At 70.6% G+C, this 16054-nt stretch carries 12 protein-coding genes; 6 read left to right on the top strand and 6 right to left on the bottom strand.

Annotated elements, in window-relative coordinates; translation table 11 throughout:
- Nucleotides 1–23 precede the first annotated feature (23 nt).
- Together ACVTJA_RS09560 and ACVTJA_RS09565 are read left to right on the top strand one after the other, a co-directional pair.
- On the top strand, nucleotides 24–1367 hold the full coding sequence (locus ACVTJA_RS09560) for a hypothetical protein (protein ID WP_465835767.1): 1344 nt from the start codon (nucleotides 24–26) through the stop codon (nucleotides 1365–1367).
- Nucleotides 1364–1921, top strand: coding sequence for a hypothetical protein (locus ACVTJA_RS09565; RefSeq protein WP_465835768.1), 558 nt, complete (start codon nucleotides 1364–1366; stop codon nucleotides 1919–1921). Before ACVTJA_RS09560 ends, ACVTJA_RS09565 begins: the two co-directional genes overlap by 4 nt.
- 8 nt (nucleotides 1922–1929) lie before the next feature.
- Here the strand turns inward: ACVTJA_RS09565 and ACVTJA_RS09570 are convergent, their stop codons facing one another.
- Together ACVTJA_RS09570 and ACVTJA_RS09575 are read right to left on the bottom strand one after the other, a co-directional pair.
- Nucleotides 1930–2970 (bottom strand): PrsW family intramembrane metalloprotease, encoded by a 1041-nt coding sequence (locus ACVTJA_RS09570; RefSeq protein ID WP_465835770.1) that lies wholly within the window; start codon nucleotides 2968–2970, stop codon nucleotides 1930–1932.
- Nucleotides 2971–3059: 89 nt separating this feature from the next.
- Complete coding sequence (locus ACVTJA_RS09575; protein WP_465835772.1) at nucleotides 3060–3704, bottom strand: DUF3332 domain-containing protein; 645 nt, start codon at nucleotides 3702–3704, stop codon at nucleotides 3060–3062.
- Nucleotides 3705–3836: 132 nt separating this feature from the next.
- Here ACVTJA_RS09575 and ACVTJA_RS09580 point away from each other — a divergent pair, with 132 nt between their 5' ends.
- Complete coding sequence (locus ACVTJA_RS09580) at nucleotides 3837–4640, top strand: M15 family metallopeptidase (RefSeq protein ID WP_465835773.1); 804 nt, start codon at nucleotides 3837–3839, stop codon at nucleotides 4638–4640.
- Between the two features lie 4 nt (nucleotides 4641–4644).
- Here the strand turns inward: ACVTJA_RS09580 and ACVTJA_RS09585 are convergent, their stop codons facing one another.
- Nucleotides 4645–6009: a sigma 54-interacting transcriptional regulator gene (locus ACVTJA_RS09585; RefSeq protein WP_465835775.1), complete on the bottom strand. Its 1365-nt coding sequence runs from the start codon at nucleotides 6007–6009 to the stop codon at nucleotides 4645–4647.
- Between the two features lie 121 nt (nucleotides 6010–6130).
- Here ACVTJA_RS09585 and ACVTJA_RS09590 point away from each other — a divergent pair, with 121 nt between their 5' ends.
- Nucleotides 6131–8803 carry an amidohydrolase family protein gene (locus ACVTJA_RS09590; RefSeq protein WP_465835776.1) on the top strand — a complete coding sequence of 891 codons (2673 nt, stop codon included), beginning with the start codon at nucleotides 6131–6133 and terminating at the stop codon, nucleotides 8801–8803.
- A 77-nt stretch (nucleotides 8804–8880) separates the two neighbouring features.
- Here ACVTJA_RS09590 and ACVTJA_RS09595 read toward each other — a convergent pair whose 3' ends face one another.
- Nucleotides 8881–10617 carry a hypothetical protein gene (locus ACVTJA_RS09595; protein ID WP_465835778.1) on the bottom strand — a complete coding sequence of 579 codons (1737 nt, stop codon included), beginning with the start codon at nucleotides 10615–10617 and terminating at the stop codon, nucleotides 8881–8883.
- Nucleotides 10618–10832: 215 nt separating this feature from the next.
- Here ACVTJA_RS09595 and ACVTJA_RS09600 point away from each other — a divergent pair, with 215 nt between their 5' ends.
- Entirely contained in the window at nucleotides 10833–11531 is a 699-nt protein-coding gene (locus tag ACVTJA_RS09600; protein ID WP_465835780.1) for a class I SAM-dependent methyltransferase, read from the top strand.
- Nucleotides 11532–11558: 27 nt separating this feature from the next.
- Here the strand turns inward: ACVTJA_RS09600 and ACVTJA_RS09605 are convergent, their stop codons facing one another.
- Both ACVTJA_RS09605 and ACVTJA_RS09610 read right to left on the bottom strand, forming a co-directional pair.
- Nucleotides 11559–12254 carry a response regulator transcription factor gene (locus ACVTJA_RS09605; protein ID WP_465835782.1) on the bottom strand — a complete coding sequence of 232 codons (696 nt, stop codon included), beginning with the start codon at nucleotides 12252–12254 and terminating at the stop codon, nucleotides 11559–11561.
- On the bottom strand, nucleotides 12251–13783 hold the full coding sequence (locus ACVTJA_RS09610; RefSeq protein WP_465835783.1) for a sensor histidine kinase: 1533 nt from the start codon (nucleotides 13781–13783) through the stop codon (nucleotides 12251–12253). The genes ACVTJA_RS09605 and ACVTJA_RS09610 overlap by 4 nt, the downstream gene beginning before the upstream one ends.
- A gap of 265 nt (nucleotides 13784–14048) precedes the next feature.
- Here ACVTJA_RS09610 and ACVTJA_RS09615 point away from each other — a divergent pair, with 265 nt between their 5' ends.
- Nucleotides 14049–16049 (top strand): c-type cytochrome, encoded by a 2001-nt coding sequence (locus tag ACVTJA_RS09615; RefSeq protein WP_465835784.1) that lies wholly within the window; start codon nucleotides 14049–14051, stop codon nucleotides 16047–16049.
- The last annotated feature ends 5 nt before the right edge of the window (nucleotides 16050–16054 follow it).

Genomic DNA, 16054 nt, shown 5'->3' on the forward strand with positions numbered 1-16054 from the left:
GCCGACAACGCAAGGAGAAGCACATGAGACGGCACGCCTGGGTACTGGGAACGGCACTCGCGCTGGTGGGCTGCGGCAAGGACAACCCGGGCAACCCGGATGCGGGCAACAAGCCGCCGGACGACCCCAACGCCAACTCACCCTTCACCCGGCTGGTGGTGGACTCGGACCCGAGCCAGTTCGAGCTGATTTCGAATATCGCCATGGCGGTGGGACCCAATGACCGCATCGGCATGGCGTACTTCGTCAGGCTGGCCACCCAGACGCAGAACACGCCCGACTACGAGCTGCGCTACCGCGAGTTCGACGGTGGCTCGCTGAAGGCCGCGGAGGTGGTGACCAAGGTGCAGCGCGTGTACGGCGTGTCCGTGGCCTTCGGGCCGGACGGGCAGCCGGCGGTGACGTACCTCGGCGGCGGCCGCGACGACTCGACGTACTGGTACCAGAGTGATTTGGCCGTCTCGTACCGGAGCGCCAGCGGCACGTGGACGGAGCGCGTCCCGGTGACGCGCTCCAACCAGGCGGTGTCCGGCAACCCGGTGAGCGACAGCGGCTTCCTCGTGGGGCTCAATCCCTCCATCGTCTTCTCCGGCAACCAGGCGCTCGTCGCGTACCGGGACGGGCACCAGGGCAACTTCGGGCGCCAGGACTGGGAGTCGAGCGACGTGGAGCTGGCCTCGGGCGGCCCCACCGCGTGGCAGTACCGCATGCTGATGGCGTCGGGTGACAACAAGCAAGGCTACGGCGGCCACATCCAGCTCATCATGGCGGGCGCGCAGCCGGCCATCATCTACGACAAGGCCCCTGGCGCCTCGACGGACCCCGGCACGGACATCATGTTCCAGCGGCGCAACGCCGACGGCACCACCTGGACCTCGCCGGTGCGTGCGCTGGCGGTGTCGAACGCGCAGCTCGGCGGCTCGGTGGCGTACGACGCGCAGGTGGGCTTCGGCATCGCCGCGCTGGAGAAGGTTGGCGACAAGCTGACCTACGTCGAGTGCGACCAGGGCTCCGCCACGAAGTGCGCGGCGTCCGGGGACTGGTCCACGCCGGACCCGGTGTTCAACTCCGGCACCGGCGGCTGGTACCCGTCGCTGGCGTTCGACCCGGTGAACCACGAGCCGTCCATCGCCTTCTACAACTGCGCGCTGGAGTCGGGCCGCAACGACACGGGCTGCAACCCGAACGACGACGAGCTGGTGGTGTCCACGCGCATCTCTGGCATCTGGCGCGAGACGCTGGTGGACGCGGGCGGCGGCTGGTCTCCCAAGCTGGCGTACCTGTCCAACGGCAAGCGCGTGATTCTCTACCGCGCGCCGGTGGTGGCGTCGGACAAGGGCACCCTGAAGCTCGCGGTGGAGAAATGAGTCCGGCGGCGCGGGCACTGGTGGCCCTCGGGCTGGCGGGCCTCGCGTCCGGCGCGGGCCTGATGGGGTGCGGGCTGTCGGACAACACGCTGTCCGGCAGCGCGTCCGAGCTCTTCTCGTTGGACGACATCTCCCGCGTGGAGGTGCTGCGCAACGCCGAGGCGCTGCAGGTGAGCTACTACCGCAACAACGAGCTGGACGTGGACCTGGTGGCGCGCCTCACGGTGTCCACCGAGGGGCTCGACCTGCGGCCCGGCGCGAAGGTGAACCTGGCGGGCACCACGCCCTCGGGGCTGGCGCGCGCCACGGTGGTGCACCTCAACGCGGGCGAGCCGGCGCGCGTGTTCGCTCCGGTGGAGAACGGCGACCTGCAGCTCGACAAGGGCGGCAACCCGGGCGAGGAAACGCGCGGCGACTTCTCCATGTCCTTCAAGAAGGGCGAGGGATTCGGCGCGGGCCGCAACCTGGAGGGCGCCTTCAAGGCGGTGGCCACGGACGCGAGCTTCGGCCCGGAGCCGGGCGATCTGCTCGACGCGGGCGTGCCGCCTCCGTGACGACGTAGCTACGGCCTACCGCTCGGGGAGGGCTCTCTCGGCCCTCGAAGTCCCGAGCGGAACAGCCACAGGAAGAGCAGCGCGAAGGCGAGGGTGCCGGCGATGAAGATGCCTCCGCCGACGTAGCTCTCCAGCGTGTGTCCCTCCTCCTCGAACAGGACGGCGATGACGACGAGCAGCCACAGACTGCTCGCCGTCAGGCCCAGGCCTCCGACGATGAGCTTCACCCACGCGCCCGCCGTGCGAGGAGGCTCCTCGGGACGGGGGAGCGGGCCCTGCATGTCCACCATGACGGCGCTCGCCGAGGCCATCCGCATGCCGGGGCCCTGCAGCGCCATGACACTCTCGGCGACGTACAGCTCCGCGGGCGCCGCCATGAGCGCGAGCTGCTCCTTTTGGAGGGCGCGGTAGAGCTTGCGGCCCCACTGCACCTCGACGAGCAGCACGCCCAGCGAGAGCACGGCGAAGCCGGTGCCCGTCATGATGAACCAGTCGTAGGCGCCGTGCAGAAGCGTGGCCAGGCCGAGTCCCGCGGCGAGCGGGCTGAAGCGATGCTCGGGTAGCGCGAGCTTCGCGCGGCCGACGAAGGCGCCCATGATGACGCCGGTGAAGGCGTGGCCCGGCACGGCGGTGAGGGCGCGCAGCAAAGCCACGCCCAGACCGTGCTCGCCGACGTAGAGGATGTTCTCCAGCGTGGCGAAGCCGAGCGACGCGGTGGCGCCATACACCACGCCGTCCAGCGGCTCGTCGAAGGCGGGCTGGCGCCAGACGTAGAGGTACAGGACGAGGAACTTGAAGAGCTCCTCGGGGATGGCGGCGCCGAGGAAGGCCCTCACGGCGGCGGAGCCCCAGACGCCCACGGCGAAGGGCTCGCCGAGCTGCTGGAGCGCGTGGGCCGTGGGCACCACGGGCGCGCAGATGACGGCACCGAGGAGGAACGTGCGCCACAGCACGGCATGCGGCTCGGGGCGCTTGTCCCGCGCGTAGACGTACCAGAAGAGCAGCAGTGACGGGACGACCGCCGAACCACCGAGCACCAGCACCGACATGGCCGAGCACGGTAGCAGGCACGCCGCGCGCGACGGAAACCAGGCCCGGGTGCGCGGAAGGGGCGCGAATCACCCGGGCCCGGAGTGGCTTACGGAGCCACGCAGGCGTTGAGGGCGAGGCCGCGGGACACGGAGGCCTGCGCCACGGTGTGCTTCGCGAGGGCCTCGGCGCCTCCCTCCTCGTAGATGCGGCGGGCGAGCTGCATCGCCTCGCTGCCGTGGACGGTGAGCGTGTTGCCGGCCGCGTCCGTCACGGCCACCGCGCCGTCGGCCGCCGCCCGAGCCTGGACGAGCACGCTGCCGGATTCGTCGCGAGCCACCATGCCATCCTCCAGCGGCTCGAAGTAGCGCACCACGGGCTCCTGTCCCTCGCGGTCCAGCTCGATGCGCATGACGCCCGTGTCCGCGTCGCGCGACAGGCGCAGCGTGTCCGTGGGGCTGAGCTTCACCACGCGCGTGCCGTCGTCGGCGCCGTCAGCGCTGCTCACGGGGTTGTTGCCGGACCAGAACTCGATGCTGTTGATGATGAGCGCGTCGATGAGCGAGCCCAGTTGGTAGACGGGGACGATGACGAGCACGAGGAACATCAGCCACTGCACGAACTTCTCGCCCGAAATATTCTTGTTGAACTGCCAGATTTTCTGCGTGAGCTTGAACTGGCCGAAGCAGCCCGTTGCATGCATGGAGATGAATCCAGCGCACAGCAAGGCGAGCCAGGGGGAAGGACGCTTCATCGTGAAACCTCCTCAGGGGGATGGCGTGACCGCAAGTGCGAAGCCACCATGCCACGTGTGCAATAGCTGTCACGACCTCTTCGGTATTGCGTCCGATGTCTGCCAATTGCCTGCGCGCCGGGGGAGGGTGGTGTGACTGCGCGCTTTGCAGCCGTGCTGCTGTTGCTCACGTCGTACGTGGCCGAGGCCCGGGATGTGGGGTCTGCCTCGGACGCGGGTTCCGCCTCGGTGGACGCGCCGCCCGCGCGGCTCGTGTGCATGGCGAAGTGGTACCCCGCCGTGGTGCCGGTGCGTCTGGAGTCCGGCTGGGGCTTCCGTCTCCCCGACGGCCGCACGTACCCGTTCGACGACGGCCGCGAGAAGTCCTTCGCGCAGAAGCTCGAGTCTCCCGACCTGGAGGACACGCTCTCCATCCCGTACCGCACGGGCCCCCTCACCCCGGTGACTCGCGAGGACGAGGACCCGGGTCGCATCCGCTTCGACCCGCTCTTCCTCGCGACCTATGGGGCTTCTGAGGCAAAAGTAGATGTGGTGCCCGTGGTCATCCTCGGCCAGCGCTTGAGAGTCCACCGCAAGGTGGCGCCCGCCTTCCAACGCGTCAGCAAGCGACTGGAGGCACTGCTCGCGGAGGACGCCTCGGTGAAGCCCTTCCTCACAAACCTCGGAGGCACCTTCCACTGGCGCACCATCGCCAACACGAACCGGCGGAGCGCGCACTCCTTCGGCGTGTCCATCGACCTGAACGCCGCGCACGCGCACTACTGGGAGTGGCAGCAGCCGAAGTCACCGCCGCGCTGGCGCAACACCGTGCCCCAGTCCGTGGTGGACGCCTTCGAGGCAGAAGGCTTCATCTGGGGCGGGCGCTGGTACCACTACGACACGATGCACTTCGAGTACCGGCCGGAGCTGTTGGACCCGGCCTGCGCATCGCGCTGACTTCTCAATCCCCCTCGCTCTGCACCAGCCCGTACTTGTGCAGCAGCGAGTAGAGGTGCTTGCGGTCCAACTCCGCCTCGCGGGCGGCGCGGGCGATGTTGCCGCGCGAGCGGCCCAGCAGTCGCGTGAGGTACTCGCGCTCGAAGGCGCGAATCAGCTCGTCCTTGCAGACCTTGAACGGGCCGGTGAATTCCACGGGGAGGAAGTCACCGGCGGCGGCGGGGGCCTCGCGGGTGAACTCGCGCAGCAGCGTGTCCCCGGCCAGCTCGGGGATGTCCACCATGTGCCGCGCGCGCTCCAGCGCGTTGCGCAGCTCGCGCACGTTGCCCGGCCACGTGTGTCCGGTGAATTGCTCGCGAATCTTCTCCGGCAGCCGTCCCCACAGCCCTTCCCCGGCGAAGGCATCCACCAGCAGGGGGATGTCCTCCTTGCGGTCTCTCAGCGGGGGCAGGCTGAAGGTGAAGACGGAGAGGCGGAAGTAGAGGTCCTCGCGGAAGCGGCCGGCCTGCGTCTCCGCCCACAGGTCCTTCTTGCTCGCGACGATGATGCGCGCGTCGAAGGAGATGGGCGACGACGAGCCGAGCCGGCGGAACTCGCGGTCTTCAATCGCGCGCAGCAGCTTGGGCTGCAAGTCCAGCGCGAGGTCGTCGATTTCGTCCAGGAAGAGGGTGCCGCCGTTGGCGCGCTCCAGGCAGCCGATGCGCTGGCCCACGGCGCCGGTGAAGGCGCCCTTCTCGTGGCCGAACAGCTCGCTCTCGATGAGGGAATCGGACACGCTGGCGCAGTCGAAGACGACGAGCGGCCCGGGGGAGCGGGGGCTCAACTTGTGGATGGCCTTGGCGGCGGCGCCCTTGCCGGAGCCCGTCTCGCCCACCAGCAGCACGGTGGAGTCGGTGGGGGCGATGCGCTGGAGCAGCGCGAAGATCTGCCGCATGGGCAGGCTGCGGCCCACGAGGTCGCCGAGTCGGTCCTCGGCGGTGGGCTCCACCTGCACGGGGGCCACCTGCGGGCTGAAGCGCAGGCGCACGTCGCCCACTTCGAGCAGCGCACCGGGGCGCAGGTACGCCTCGCGCACCTGGGCGCCGTCGAGGAAGGTGCCGTTGGTGGAGCCGAGGTCCTGCACGAGGAAGCGGTCGCCCTGTCGACGCACCACCAGGTGATTGCGGCTCACCGTCGGGTGGTCGATGACGACGTCGTTGTCCGGCGCCTTCCCCACGCTCAACGCCTCATTGGCGAGAGGGAAGACGGTGCCAGCGCGCTCGGTGTCGAGGAGAACGAGATGGAAGTGCTGAGCGGACAGCCGCTCACCCTGCGCCCGAGCGCCGACGACGGTGTGGGTGGGGATGGGGGCTGGGGGAAGGGCGGGCATGACTGGCGGGGATTGTAGACGGCTTCTCGTCGGGTGGTGACTTTGTACTGGGGGGCAGTGCCCGACCGGCAAGCAGCCAGGCGTGGCTGGCCCGGGGGGTACCTGCTACGACGGGCGCCCCATGCGCACCCCCTTCCTGCTGCTGGCGCTGGTCACCGCCTGCGCCACCGTCCCCGAAGCGCCTCCCCCCTCGGAAAATCCCACCCCGCCGCCCACGCCCGCCCGCGTCTGGAAACAACCCCGTGCGGTGGTGGTCCGTCACGCGACCGTGATGCCCGCCAGCGGGCCGGCCATCGAGGACGGCGCGGTGTCCTTCGTGGACGGGAAGCTTGCCGCGGTGGGTCGTAATGCGGACGTCGTCTCGCCCCCGGGGGCCGAGGAGGTGGACGGCACCGGCATGTACGTGACGCCCGGCATCATCGACGCGCACAGCCACCTCGGCGTGTATGCCACTCCGTCCAGTTTCTCAAACGACGATGGCAACGAGGCCACCGCGCCGGTGACAGCCGAGGTGTCCGCGGAGCACGCCTTCTGGCCGCAGGACCCGGGGCTGCGGCGCGCGGCGGCGGGCGGCATCACCTCGCTGCTGGTGCTGCCGGGCAGCGCCAACCTGATTGGCGGGCGGGGCTACCCGGCGAAGCTGCACTTCGGGCGCTCGGCGGCGGAGATGCGCTTCCCCGGCGCGAAAGACGTCCTGAAGATGGCTTGTGGGGAGAACCCCCGGCGTGTGTACGGCGAGGCGAAGAAGACGGCGCCTTCCACGCGCATGGGCAACGTGGCCGGCTACCGGCAGGCCTTCGCGCAGGCGCGCGAGTACATGAACAAGTGGGACGACTGGCGCAAGAAGCAGAAGGAGAAGCCGGACGAGGCGGGCCCCGAGCCGCTCCGCGATTTGAAGCTCGAGACGCTGGCGGAAGTGCTGCGCGGCAACATCCTGGTGCAGAACCACTGCTATCGCGCGGACGAGATGGCGGTGATGCTCCAGGTGGCGGAGGAAGCGGGCTACTCGATTCGCGCCTTCCATCACGCGCTGGAGGCCTACAAGCTGCGTGACAGGCTCGCGGAGAAGAGCGTGGCCGTGGCCACGTGGGCGGACTGGTGGGGCTTCAAGCTGGAGGCGTGGGATGGCATCCCCGAGAACGCCGCGCTGGTGTCACAGGCGGGCGGGAAGGCCGTCATCCACTCCGACTCGGAGTACGGCATCCAGCGACTGAACCAGGAGGCGGGCAAGGCGATGTGGCGGGCGCGCGAGTCCGGCATCCCCGTCACGGAAGAAGAGGCGCTGCGCTGGGTGACGCTCAATCCCGCGTGGGTGATGGGCGTGGACGGCGTCACCGGCTCGCTGGAGCCGGGGAAGATGGCGGACGTGGTGCTGTGGAAGGGGCACCCGCTGAGCGTCTACGCACGGGCGCAGCGCGTGTGGGCGGACGGCGTCGTCACCTATGACGCCGCCACCGGCGCGGTGGACCCGAGCGACTTCGAGGTGGGGGACAGCGTGGCCAACGCCGCGAGGCTGGTGGCCGGTGCCGCGCCCGCGCCGTCGCTGGAGGAGCTGGGCCTGGCCACGCGCTGCGACGCGGGCGAGTGCGCGCGGCCCCTGCCGCTGGCGAAGGAGGCGTGCACCGCGTTCCAGGACGTGACGGCCTTCACCGGCACCACGTGGCTGAAGGGCGCCACGGTGGTGGTGGCGGACGGCAAGGTGCGCGGCGTGCAGGCCGGCGCGGCCCCCGTGCCCGCGGGCTGCGCGGTGGTGCAGGGGAAGGGTCGGCTGCTCACGCCAGGGCTCATCGATCCGCTGACGGAATTGGGGCTGGTGGAGGTGGGCGCGGAGGAGTCGACACAGGACGAGGCGCTGCGCGGGGACGCGGCGAAGCAGGACGTGCGCGCGGCGCTGCTGGCCGCGGACAGCGTCAACGCGGCGTCAGCCGTCTTCCCGGTGGCGCGGCTGGGCGGTGTCACCGGCGCGGTGTCGGCGCCGAAGGGCGGGCTGGTGTCGGGGCAGAGCGCCTTCGTCGCGACGGACGGCACCGTGCGCCAGGCGTCGCTGGCCATGCACCTCAACCTGGGCCGGTCGGGCAGGGACGCGGTGTCTGGCTCGCGGGCGCTGGTGCTGGAGCGGGTGCGGGAGTTGTTGTTCGACGCGCGCGAGTACGGCAGGCGCAGGGCGGACTTCGAGCAGCGTCGCATGCGCGACGTGGCGGCGAGCCGGTTGGATTTGGAGGCGCTGCAGCCGGTGCTCGCGGGGAAGCTGCCGGTGGTGGTGAAGGCGGACCGCGTCTCGGACATCCGCGCGGCGCTGGCGCTGGCGAAGGAGTACGGGCTGAAGCCCATCATCGCGGGCGGCAGCGAGGCGTGGATGGTGGCGGGGGAGCTGGCGGCGGCGAAGGTGCCCGTGATTCTCCGGCCCACGCAGAACCTGCCGGCGGACTTCGACCGGCTGAGCAGCCGTGCGGACTCGGCGGCGCTGCTGCGCGCGGCGGGGGTGAAGGTGCTCATCTCCGTGCTGGGCGAGCCGTACATGGTGCGCACGCTGGCGCAGGAGGCGGGCAACGCGGTGGCGTGGGGCCTGCCGCACACGGACGCGCTGCGCGCGGTGACGCAGGACGTGGCGGAGGCGTTCGGCCTCGACGGTGGGCGCATCGCCACCGGTGCCACCGCGGACCTCGTGCTGTGGAACGGAGACCCGCTGGAGTCGTCCTCGCGCCCGGTGGGCATGTGGCTCGGCGGGAAGCAGGTGCCACTGGCGAGCCGCCAACAGGCGCTGTTCGACAAGTACAAGACGCTGGCGAAGTAGCGCGCCCGCGCGAAAAAGACGGCGGCCGTCCCCGGTGAGAGGGACGGCCGCCGTGCCTTCAGGCTACCCGGGTGGGGTCAGTCACCCGAGTAGATGCCAATGGCACCCGGAACCACGGTGCCGTCCTTCTTCGTGTAGCCCTGGAAGGCCACCAGCACCCGGCGCTTCGCGCCGCCGCGGTCGAACTGGATGTCCCAGACGCTGCTGCCGTTGGTGAGCTCCCCGCCGAAGACGCTGCTGCTGTACTTCAGCACCTGGCCCGTCTTGAACCGGGTGATGCCGCCCCACCAGTGCGCGCCGGCCCAGACGCTGCCATCCAGCGGGTCCACCGCCACCGACGACGTGGGCGCCATCGCCGACTTTCCGTTGCCCGCTGGCGTGTAGTTGACGAGGTCCTGCATCACCTTCGTCTGCACCGTGCCATTGGGGCTCAGGCGGGCCAGGCCGTAGAAGAAGGAGCTCACCCACACGTCGCCGCTTCCCGGCACCACGGCCATGCCGGAGACATGGTCATCCACCCGGTCCGCCTCGGTGGGGTAGGGCCACGCCTCGTCGCGGTCCTTGTCCTCCCAGATGTCGAAGCGGTTCCAGGCATACGGCGGGTCCTCCGTCTCCGACTGGGCCTTCCAGTAGTTCTCTTCGTTGGTGCCGTAGCGGAAGCGCGTGGAGCGAAGCTGCCCGCCGAAGAAGACGTCACCATTCGCGGCCACCGCGATGCCGAAGTAGCGGTCCGTCAGCAGCGGGGCGGACTCCCCGGGAGGGGCCGCACCGGGGATGGCCGGGTGCACGTGCTCGAGGAGCCCGTTGCACGAGAAGTCCCACCAGAAGTCCTTGTCCGTGTACGGACGAGGGTCGAAGCAGGCAAGCGGCACCTTGCCGTCGAAGTCCGCGTCACCCCGGGCGAAGCCGTGGTTGCCGCCGAACCAGACGCTGTGCGTCTTCGCGTCATACGCGATGCGATAGATGGTGCAGACCTTCTCGCGTCCCCGCATCTCATTGCCGACCTTGTTCGGTCCGGTGTGGATGTCGTAGTGCACGACCTTGAGCGTGCCGTCCGCCTGGAGCATCACCTTGTCCGCGTCACCGCTCTTGTAGATGGCGGCAATGGGCTCGCGGCCGTCGGCATGGGCCCGGTCCCACTCGTCCTCGCAGGTGGGCATGCCCTTCTGCGGGGGCTTGCCCTCGTAGCCCACGAAGACGGTGCCCGCGGGGCCGCCGGCCACGGAGATGACCTTGAGGTACTTGTCACCCGGAGGCGGGCCGCCCACGCCGTCGCGCATGAGGCCATACGGGTGCAGGCCGTCCTCCAGGGTGAAGCGCTGGTAGGTCTTCTCGCCCTTCTTCAACAGGAAGAGCCCGTCCTCACCGCCGGCCACCCAGACGTTGCCGCCCTCGTCGGCGCTCACGCCGTAGACGAAGCGCGGGCCACCCTGCTGCCGGCCGTAGAACTCCCAGCCCGCGGAGGAGGGGATGTTGACGACCACCTCGCCCGCGTCCGGTGTGCCCGAGTCGGGCGTACCGGAGTCCGGCGTGCCCGAGTCGGGTGTGCCGGAGTCAGGCGTGCCCGCGTCGGGAATCGGGTTGCTGCCTCCATCATCGGGCGTGCCCGAGTCCGGGCGCGGGTTCCCGGCGTCCGGAGTTTCGCCCCCCGCGTCGGGAGTCCCGGAGTCCTCCGCTGGCGGCCGGACGGCCTCGGGAGGGTCTTCCACCACGGGCTCCCCTGAGTCCGTGGTCTCGTTCCCCGAGCCGCAGCCCACCGTCCACATCGCGCCCGCCATGAAGAGCGCGCCCGCCCAACGCCATCCGCGCGTCATATCCGCCACCACCCCTGCGAAAACCGGCCCCGTCTCCTGCCTTGGAGACGGGCAGCCGTGTCCACCCGGGCTCCATCGCAAGCAGGATGCCAGCGCGGCCTGTCCGAAGGCGTGGGGCCACCGTCCGTTCCCGGACAGGCGGTGGGAAACACTGTTCCCACCGTGTGCACGTGGCTGTCCCGAACAACCCTGGAAACGTGCTAGGCCCAGGGCCAATGGGTGGGAACGACGCGCGGGGCCGGACGCCGCTTTCACTGGTGGGGCAGGAGCCGGACCTCCTCTTCTACACGCGGCAGGCGAGCGAGCACGGCGGGCCCGTGCTCGTGCTGGGCGCCGCCAATGGCCGCGTGGTGTGGGCCCTGGCCGAGCACGGCTTCACCACCGTGGGCGTGGACCCGTCCGAGGTCATGATTCGCTCCGCCGAGGAGCGCCGCGCCACGGAGTCCGCCGAGGTCTCCAACCGCGCCCGCTTCCAGGTGGCCGACCTGCGCGCCCTGCGCCTGCCGGACCGCTTCCCGCTGGTGCTCGCCCCGCAGCACGCGCTGGGGTTGATGCCGGGCAACGACGACCTTGAGGCCTTCCTGGCCACGGTGCGCTACCACCTCGCCCCTGGAGGCACCTTCGTCTACGACGTGCTCAACACGCCCCGCGAGCCGGTGCTCCCCCGCGACGACGAGGAGCCCAACGCCGGCCTGGAGCCGCGCCGCCCGCTGTTCGCCCTGCACCTGCGCGAGCGCAAGCGGCCCGACGGCCCGAGCCCCATCCGCCGCCTCAAGCTGCGCCACTTCTCCCCCGAGGAGCTCGACACGGCCCTCACCGCCGCCGGCCTCGTCCCGCGCGAGCGCTATGGCCGCTTCGACGGCAAGCCCTTCGATTTGGAGGACTCGCGCCACATCGGCATCGCCGGACCCTGAAGCGGGCCCGAATACACCGACGCGTGCTCAGCGCTCGAAGCGGTAGCCCAGCCCGCGTACGGTGAGGAAGTGGCGGGGCGCCTCCGGGTCCGGCTCGAACTTCAGCCGGAGCTGGCGCATGAAGTTGTCCACGGTGCGCGCGCTGCCCTCGTAGTGGTAGCCCCACGCGCCGGAGAGCAGCTCGTCCCGCGTGAAGGTCCGCCCCGGGTGGCCGAGGAAGTGGGCCAGCAGCTTGAACTCCTGCGCCGTCAGCTCCACCGGCGTGCCATTGCGCGCCACGGTGCGCGCGGCCATGTCCACCGTCACGTCGCCGAACGTCACCGGCGGAGGCGCCGCGCCCGACGTGGGGTAGCGCCGCCGCAGCACGGCCTTGATGCGCGCCAGCAGCTCCTGGAGGCCGAACGGCTTCACCACGTAGTCGTCCGCGCCCAGGTTGAGGCCCAGAATCTTGTCCGTCTCCATGCCCTTGGCGGACAGCACCACCACGGGCGTGTCGCGGCCGCGCTGGCGCAGCTCCTTGAGGAGCTCGTAGCCGCTCAGCTCCGGCAGCATGATGTCGAGCACCATCAGGTCCGGCGCGTCGTCCAGCGCGCGCGCCAGGCCCGTGCGGCCGTCCTGCGCCTGGAGCACCTCGTAGCCCTCGAAGCGCAGGTTCATGGACAGGCCGGTGAGGATGGACAGGTCGTCCTCGACCACCAGGATGCGCCGCGTCTTCTCCGTCATGCCTTCCCCACCGGCAGGTGGATGGTGAACCGACTGCCCTTGCCGGGCTCGCTCTGCACGCCGATGCGCCCGCCGTGAGCCTCGACGATACGCCGGGCGATGGCCAGCCCCAGTCCGCTGCCCTCCGTCCGCCGCGTCAGCAGGTTGTCCACACGGTAGAAGCGCTCGAAGATGCGCTTGCGCTCCTTGGGGGCAATCCCCACGCCGTTGTCCTCCACCGAAAGGTCCACGTGCCGGGCTCCACCGCGCACCGAGAGGACGATGCGCCTGTCTTCCGGGCCGCTGTACTTGTAGGCATTCTGCAGGAGGTTGAGCAGGGCCCCGGCCACCGCGTCCTTGTCCACGTCCAGCCGGGGCAGCCCGTCCTGTACGTCCACCTTCAGGTCCACGCCGCCTTCCAGCCGTTGCGCGCGGAAGGCCGCCACCGCCGCCTCCACCACGTCCGTCACCGGCAGTGGCGCGCGCTGATACACCTTGCGCCCGCCTTCGATTCGCGCCCAGTCCAGCACGCGCTCGATGAAGATGGACAGGCGCTCCGTCTCGCGCATCAGCAGGGTGAGCACCTCCTGCATCTGCGCCGGGTCCTTCAGCCGGCCCAGCGCCAGCGTCTCGATGAACATGCGGATGGAGGTGAGCGGCGTGCGCAGCTCATGGCTCACCAGCGACACGAAGTCCGTCTTCATCCGGGACAGCTGCGCCTCGCGGTACAGCGCGCGGCCCGTGTAGACGACGCCGAAGGTGAGCGTCAGGTAGAAGAGGCCCAGCAGCACGCCGTACAGCACGCGGTTGCGTAGCGAGGCGCGCGCCACCGGGTCCTCGCCGGTGGGCAGCACCACCAGTCGGAAGTCTTGAAGGGGCGGTGACAGCACGCGCTCGGCGAGGCCCACGGGGCCCAGTGCGCTGGCGCGCGCATGCGCCACTTCCGACACCAGCCGGCCCATGAGGCCGCCCTCGCTCGGAGGCTCGCGTGGGACGGACTGCAGCGTGAAGAGCACCGGCTCGCCGGACACCGCGCGCGGGTCCACCTTCTCCGCCAGCAGCGCCTCCAGCGCCCGCACCGACAGGCGCACGCCGCGCACCTCGCCGCCCTGGCGCTGGGCGGCCACCATCAGCGCGCGTCCGCCCGCGGACAGCGAGAAGATGGTGGGCTCGGCGGGCACCGCGCCCGTCTCCGGGAGCACTGCGTTGAGGGCCTCCTGGAGCTGCGGGTCGCTGGTGTGCACGCGGCCGTCGACCACCTGGAAGGTTCCGTCCGGCTCGGACACCACGCGCCCGTCCGGCATCACCATGCGCAGGAGTCCCGCCTCCTCCTCCAGGCGGGCGGACGCCAGGGAGTGGGGCAGCTCGGCGGACAGTGTCTCCAGCGTGCCGCGCCACGCGGACTCCAGCCGTTTCTCCACGGCGGCGCGCTCGTTGATGATGGCCACCACGCCGAAGCCGGACAGGCCCGCGGACGGCACCACCACCAGGACGATGAGCAGGGCGAAGGTGCGCCGGAAGTTGAGGATGACGGGGGGGGAGCGCGACACGACCCCCCTCCTTTACTCCCACCTGAAGTCACACGCTCGCGACGTTTCATGCCGCTGCGCGCCACGCGATTGTCCACCACCCACACCCGGGGTGCGGAAGGCATCGACTTCCGGGGGATTCTGGTGCAAGCATGATAGGCCTGTGGGGGAGGCGAGCGACCAGGGCCGGCCGCCAGTTCCACCCACGAGGCGCTGACAGCTCCGGCGTCGTCACGGGCCGGTGGTGGGTGGGGCTTCAGGCGCTTGTCGAGGAGGACATTCCCAAATGAGACGGCACGTTCTTGCCGCGGTGCTGGCTTCGATGCTGGGACTGACGGCCTGCGGAGACCGCCAGGCCGAGCCGACGTGGAACAACGCGTCAGGCTCCATGGCGCTCAGCCGCGATGACGCCTTCCTGTACGTGGTGGATGCCGACAACGGCGTCATGTCCGTGGTGGACACCGCGAGCAACGCGAAGGTGGGCGACGTGAAGGTGGGCCGCGGCCCCGAGCGCGTGGTGGTGGGCCCGGACGACACCGTGTACGTGTCCAACCGCGCCGAGCGCAGCGTGTCCGTCATCCGCCGGGGTGACTGGAACGAGTCCGCGCGCATCCCCGTGGGCGTGGAGCCCATGGGCCTGGCCGTAGCCCCGGGCGGGGACACGCTGTACGTGGTGAACAGCACCGCGCTGGACTCCACCGGGCACGGCACGCTGATGGCGGTGGACACGCGCTCGCTGACGGTGCGCTGGGAACTGCCGGTGGGCGAGGAGCCGCGCGGCATCGCCCTGGTGGACAATGGCAAGCGCGCGCTGGTGAGCCTGTTCCGCCACAGTGATTTGGTGACGGTGGACCTGTCGGACTCCGGCCGCCCCCGCGTGCAGCGCGAGCGCACGGACCTGTACTCGCGCGCCAACGTCAGCAACGAGTCCTCCAGCGGCGCCGGCCCGGACATCCTCATACCGAGCGCCCGCTTCCGGCCGCGCGGCATGTCGGACGTGGTGCTGACGCCCGACACCGAGCGCGCCCTGGCTCCGGTGCTGTGGGCCCGCGAGGACCCCATCGGCACGCCGACGACGGGCACGCCCACGAGCGGCGGCTCGCTGTACGGCGGCGGTGGCCCGTGCAACACGGCGGGCGTGGTGGCCCCGGGCATCGTCACGTTCGACACGGACGACGGCACGCCGGTGGTGGACGACCTGGACCAGTGCCGCCCGCCTCCCGATGAGTCGCCGGACTTCCCGCCGTCCACCATCGTCAGCCCGGAGCCCACGCACGCGATTCAAGGCCCGGTGGCCGCGGTGGTGGACCCGTCCGGGCTGTGGGTCTTCGTCGTGAATCGCGAGACGGACAACGTGGCCATCATCCCCATGGACCGCCGCACCGGACCGGACATCGTCAACTTCACCGGCAGCAGCGTGCGCCAGTTGGTGCGCGTGGGCTCGGGGCCCAGCGGCATCGCCATGACGCGCGACGGGCGCAAGGCGTACGTGCACAACGCGTTCGACCACACGGTGACGACGCTGGTGAGCGACGGCTCCTCGGGCGTGGCCAACGTGCGCGCGGAGGGCGCGCCGCTGGTGTTGCTGGGGGACGTGCTGGAGCCCAACGCCGTCGCCGGCCGCAAGCTCTTCTACTCCGCGCTGGACACGCGCATGACGAGCCCCACGGTGAGCGCGTCCTGCGCGTCCTGCCACCTCGACGGCCGCGAGGACGGCCACGTGTGGGGCTTCCCGGACGGCCCTCGCCAGACGCCCAGCCTCGCGGGCCGCAAGGTGACGAAGACGGGCCCGTTCCACTGGAGCGGCGAGTTCCCCACGCTGCGCGACTTCCTCGACGCCACGGTGCGCCGGCGCATGGGCGGCTCGGCGCTGGACAGCGTCATGGTGTCGCAGCTTTCGTCCTTCATCGACGTCATCCCCGTGCCGGACAACCCGCACAAGCGCGAGGCGCTCACCGAGGCGCAGCGCCGCGGCGAGCAGGTCTTCAAGAAGGCCGCCTGCGACACCTGCCACGAGGGCGAGGCGCTCACCAACAACAAGCAGGCCGACGTGGGCACCTTCATCACCACCGGCCCCATCCAGGATGACGTGCAGGTGCGCAAGGTGGGCCTCAACACGCCGTCCCTGCTGGGCCTGGCGCGCACGGCGCCGTACCTGCACGACGGCAGCGCGCCGACGCTGAAGGAACGCCTGCTGCAGGGGCGCACCTCCAACCGGCACGGCACCACGTCGCAGCTCGGCGACGCGGAAATCGACGACCTGGTGGAGTACCTGGAGACGCTGTGAGCGCG

The sequence above is a fragment of the Pyxidicoccus sp. M6 genome, assembly GCF_055568925.1.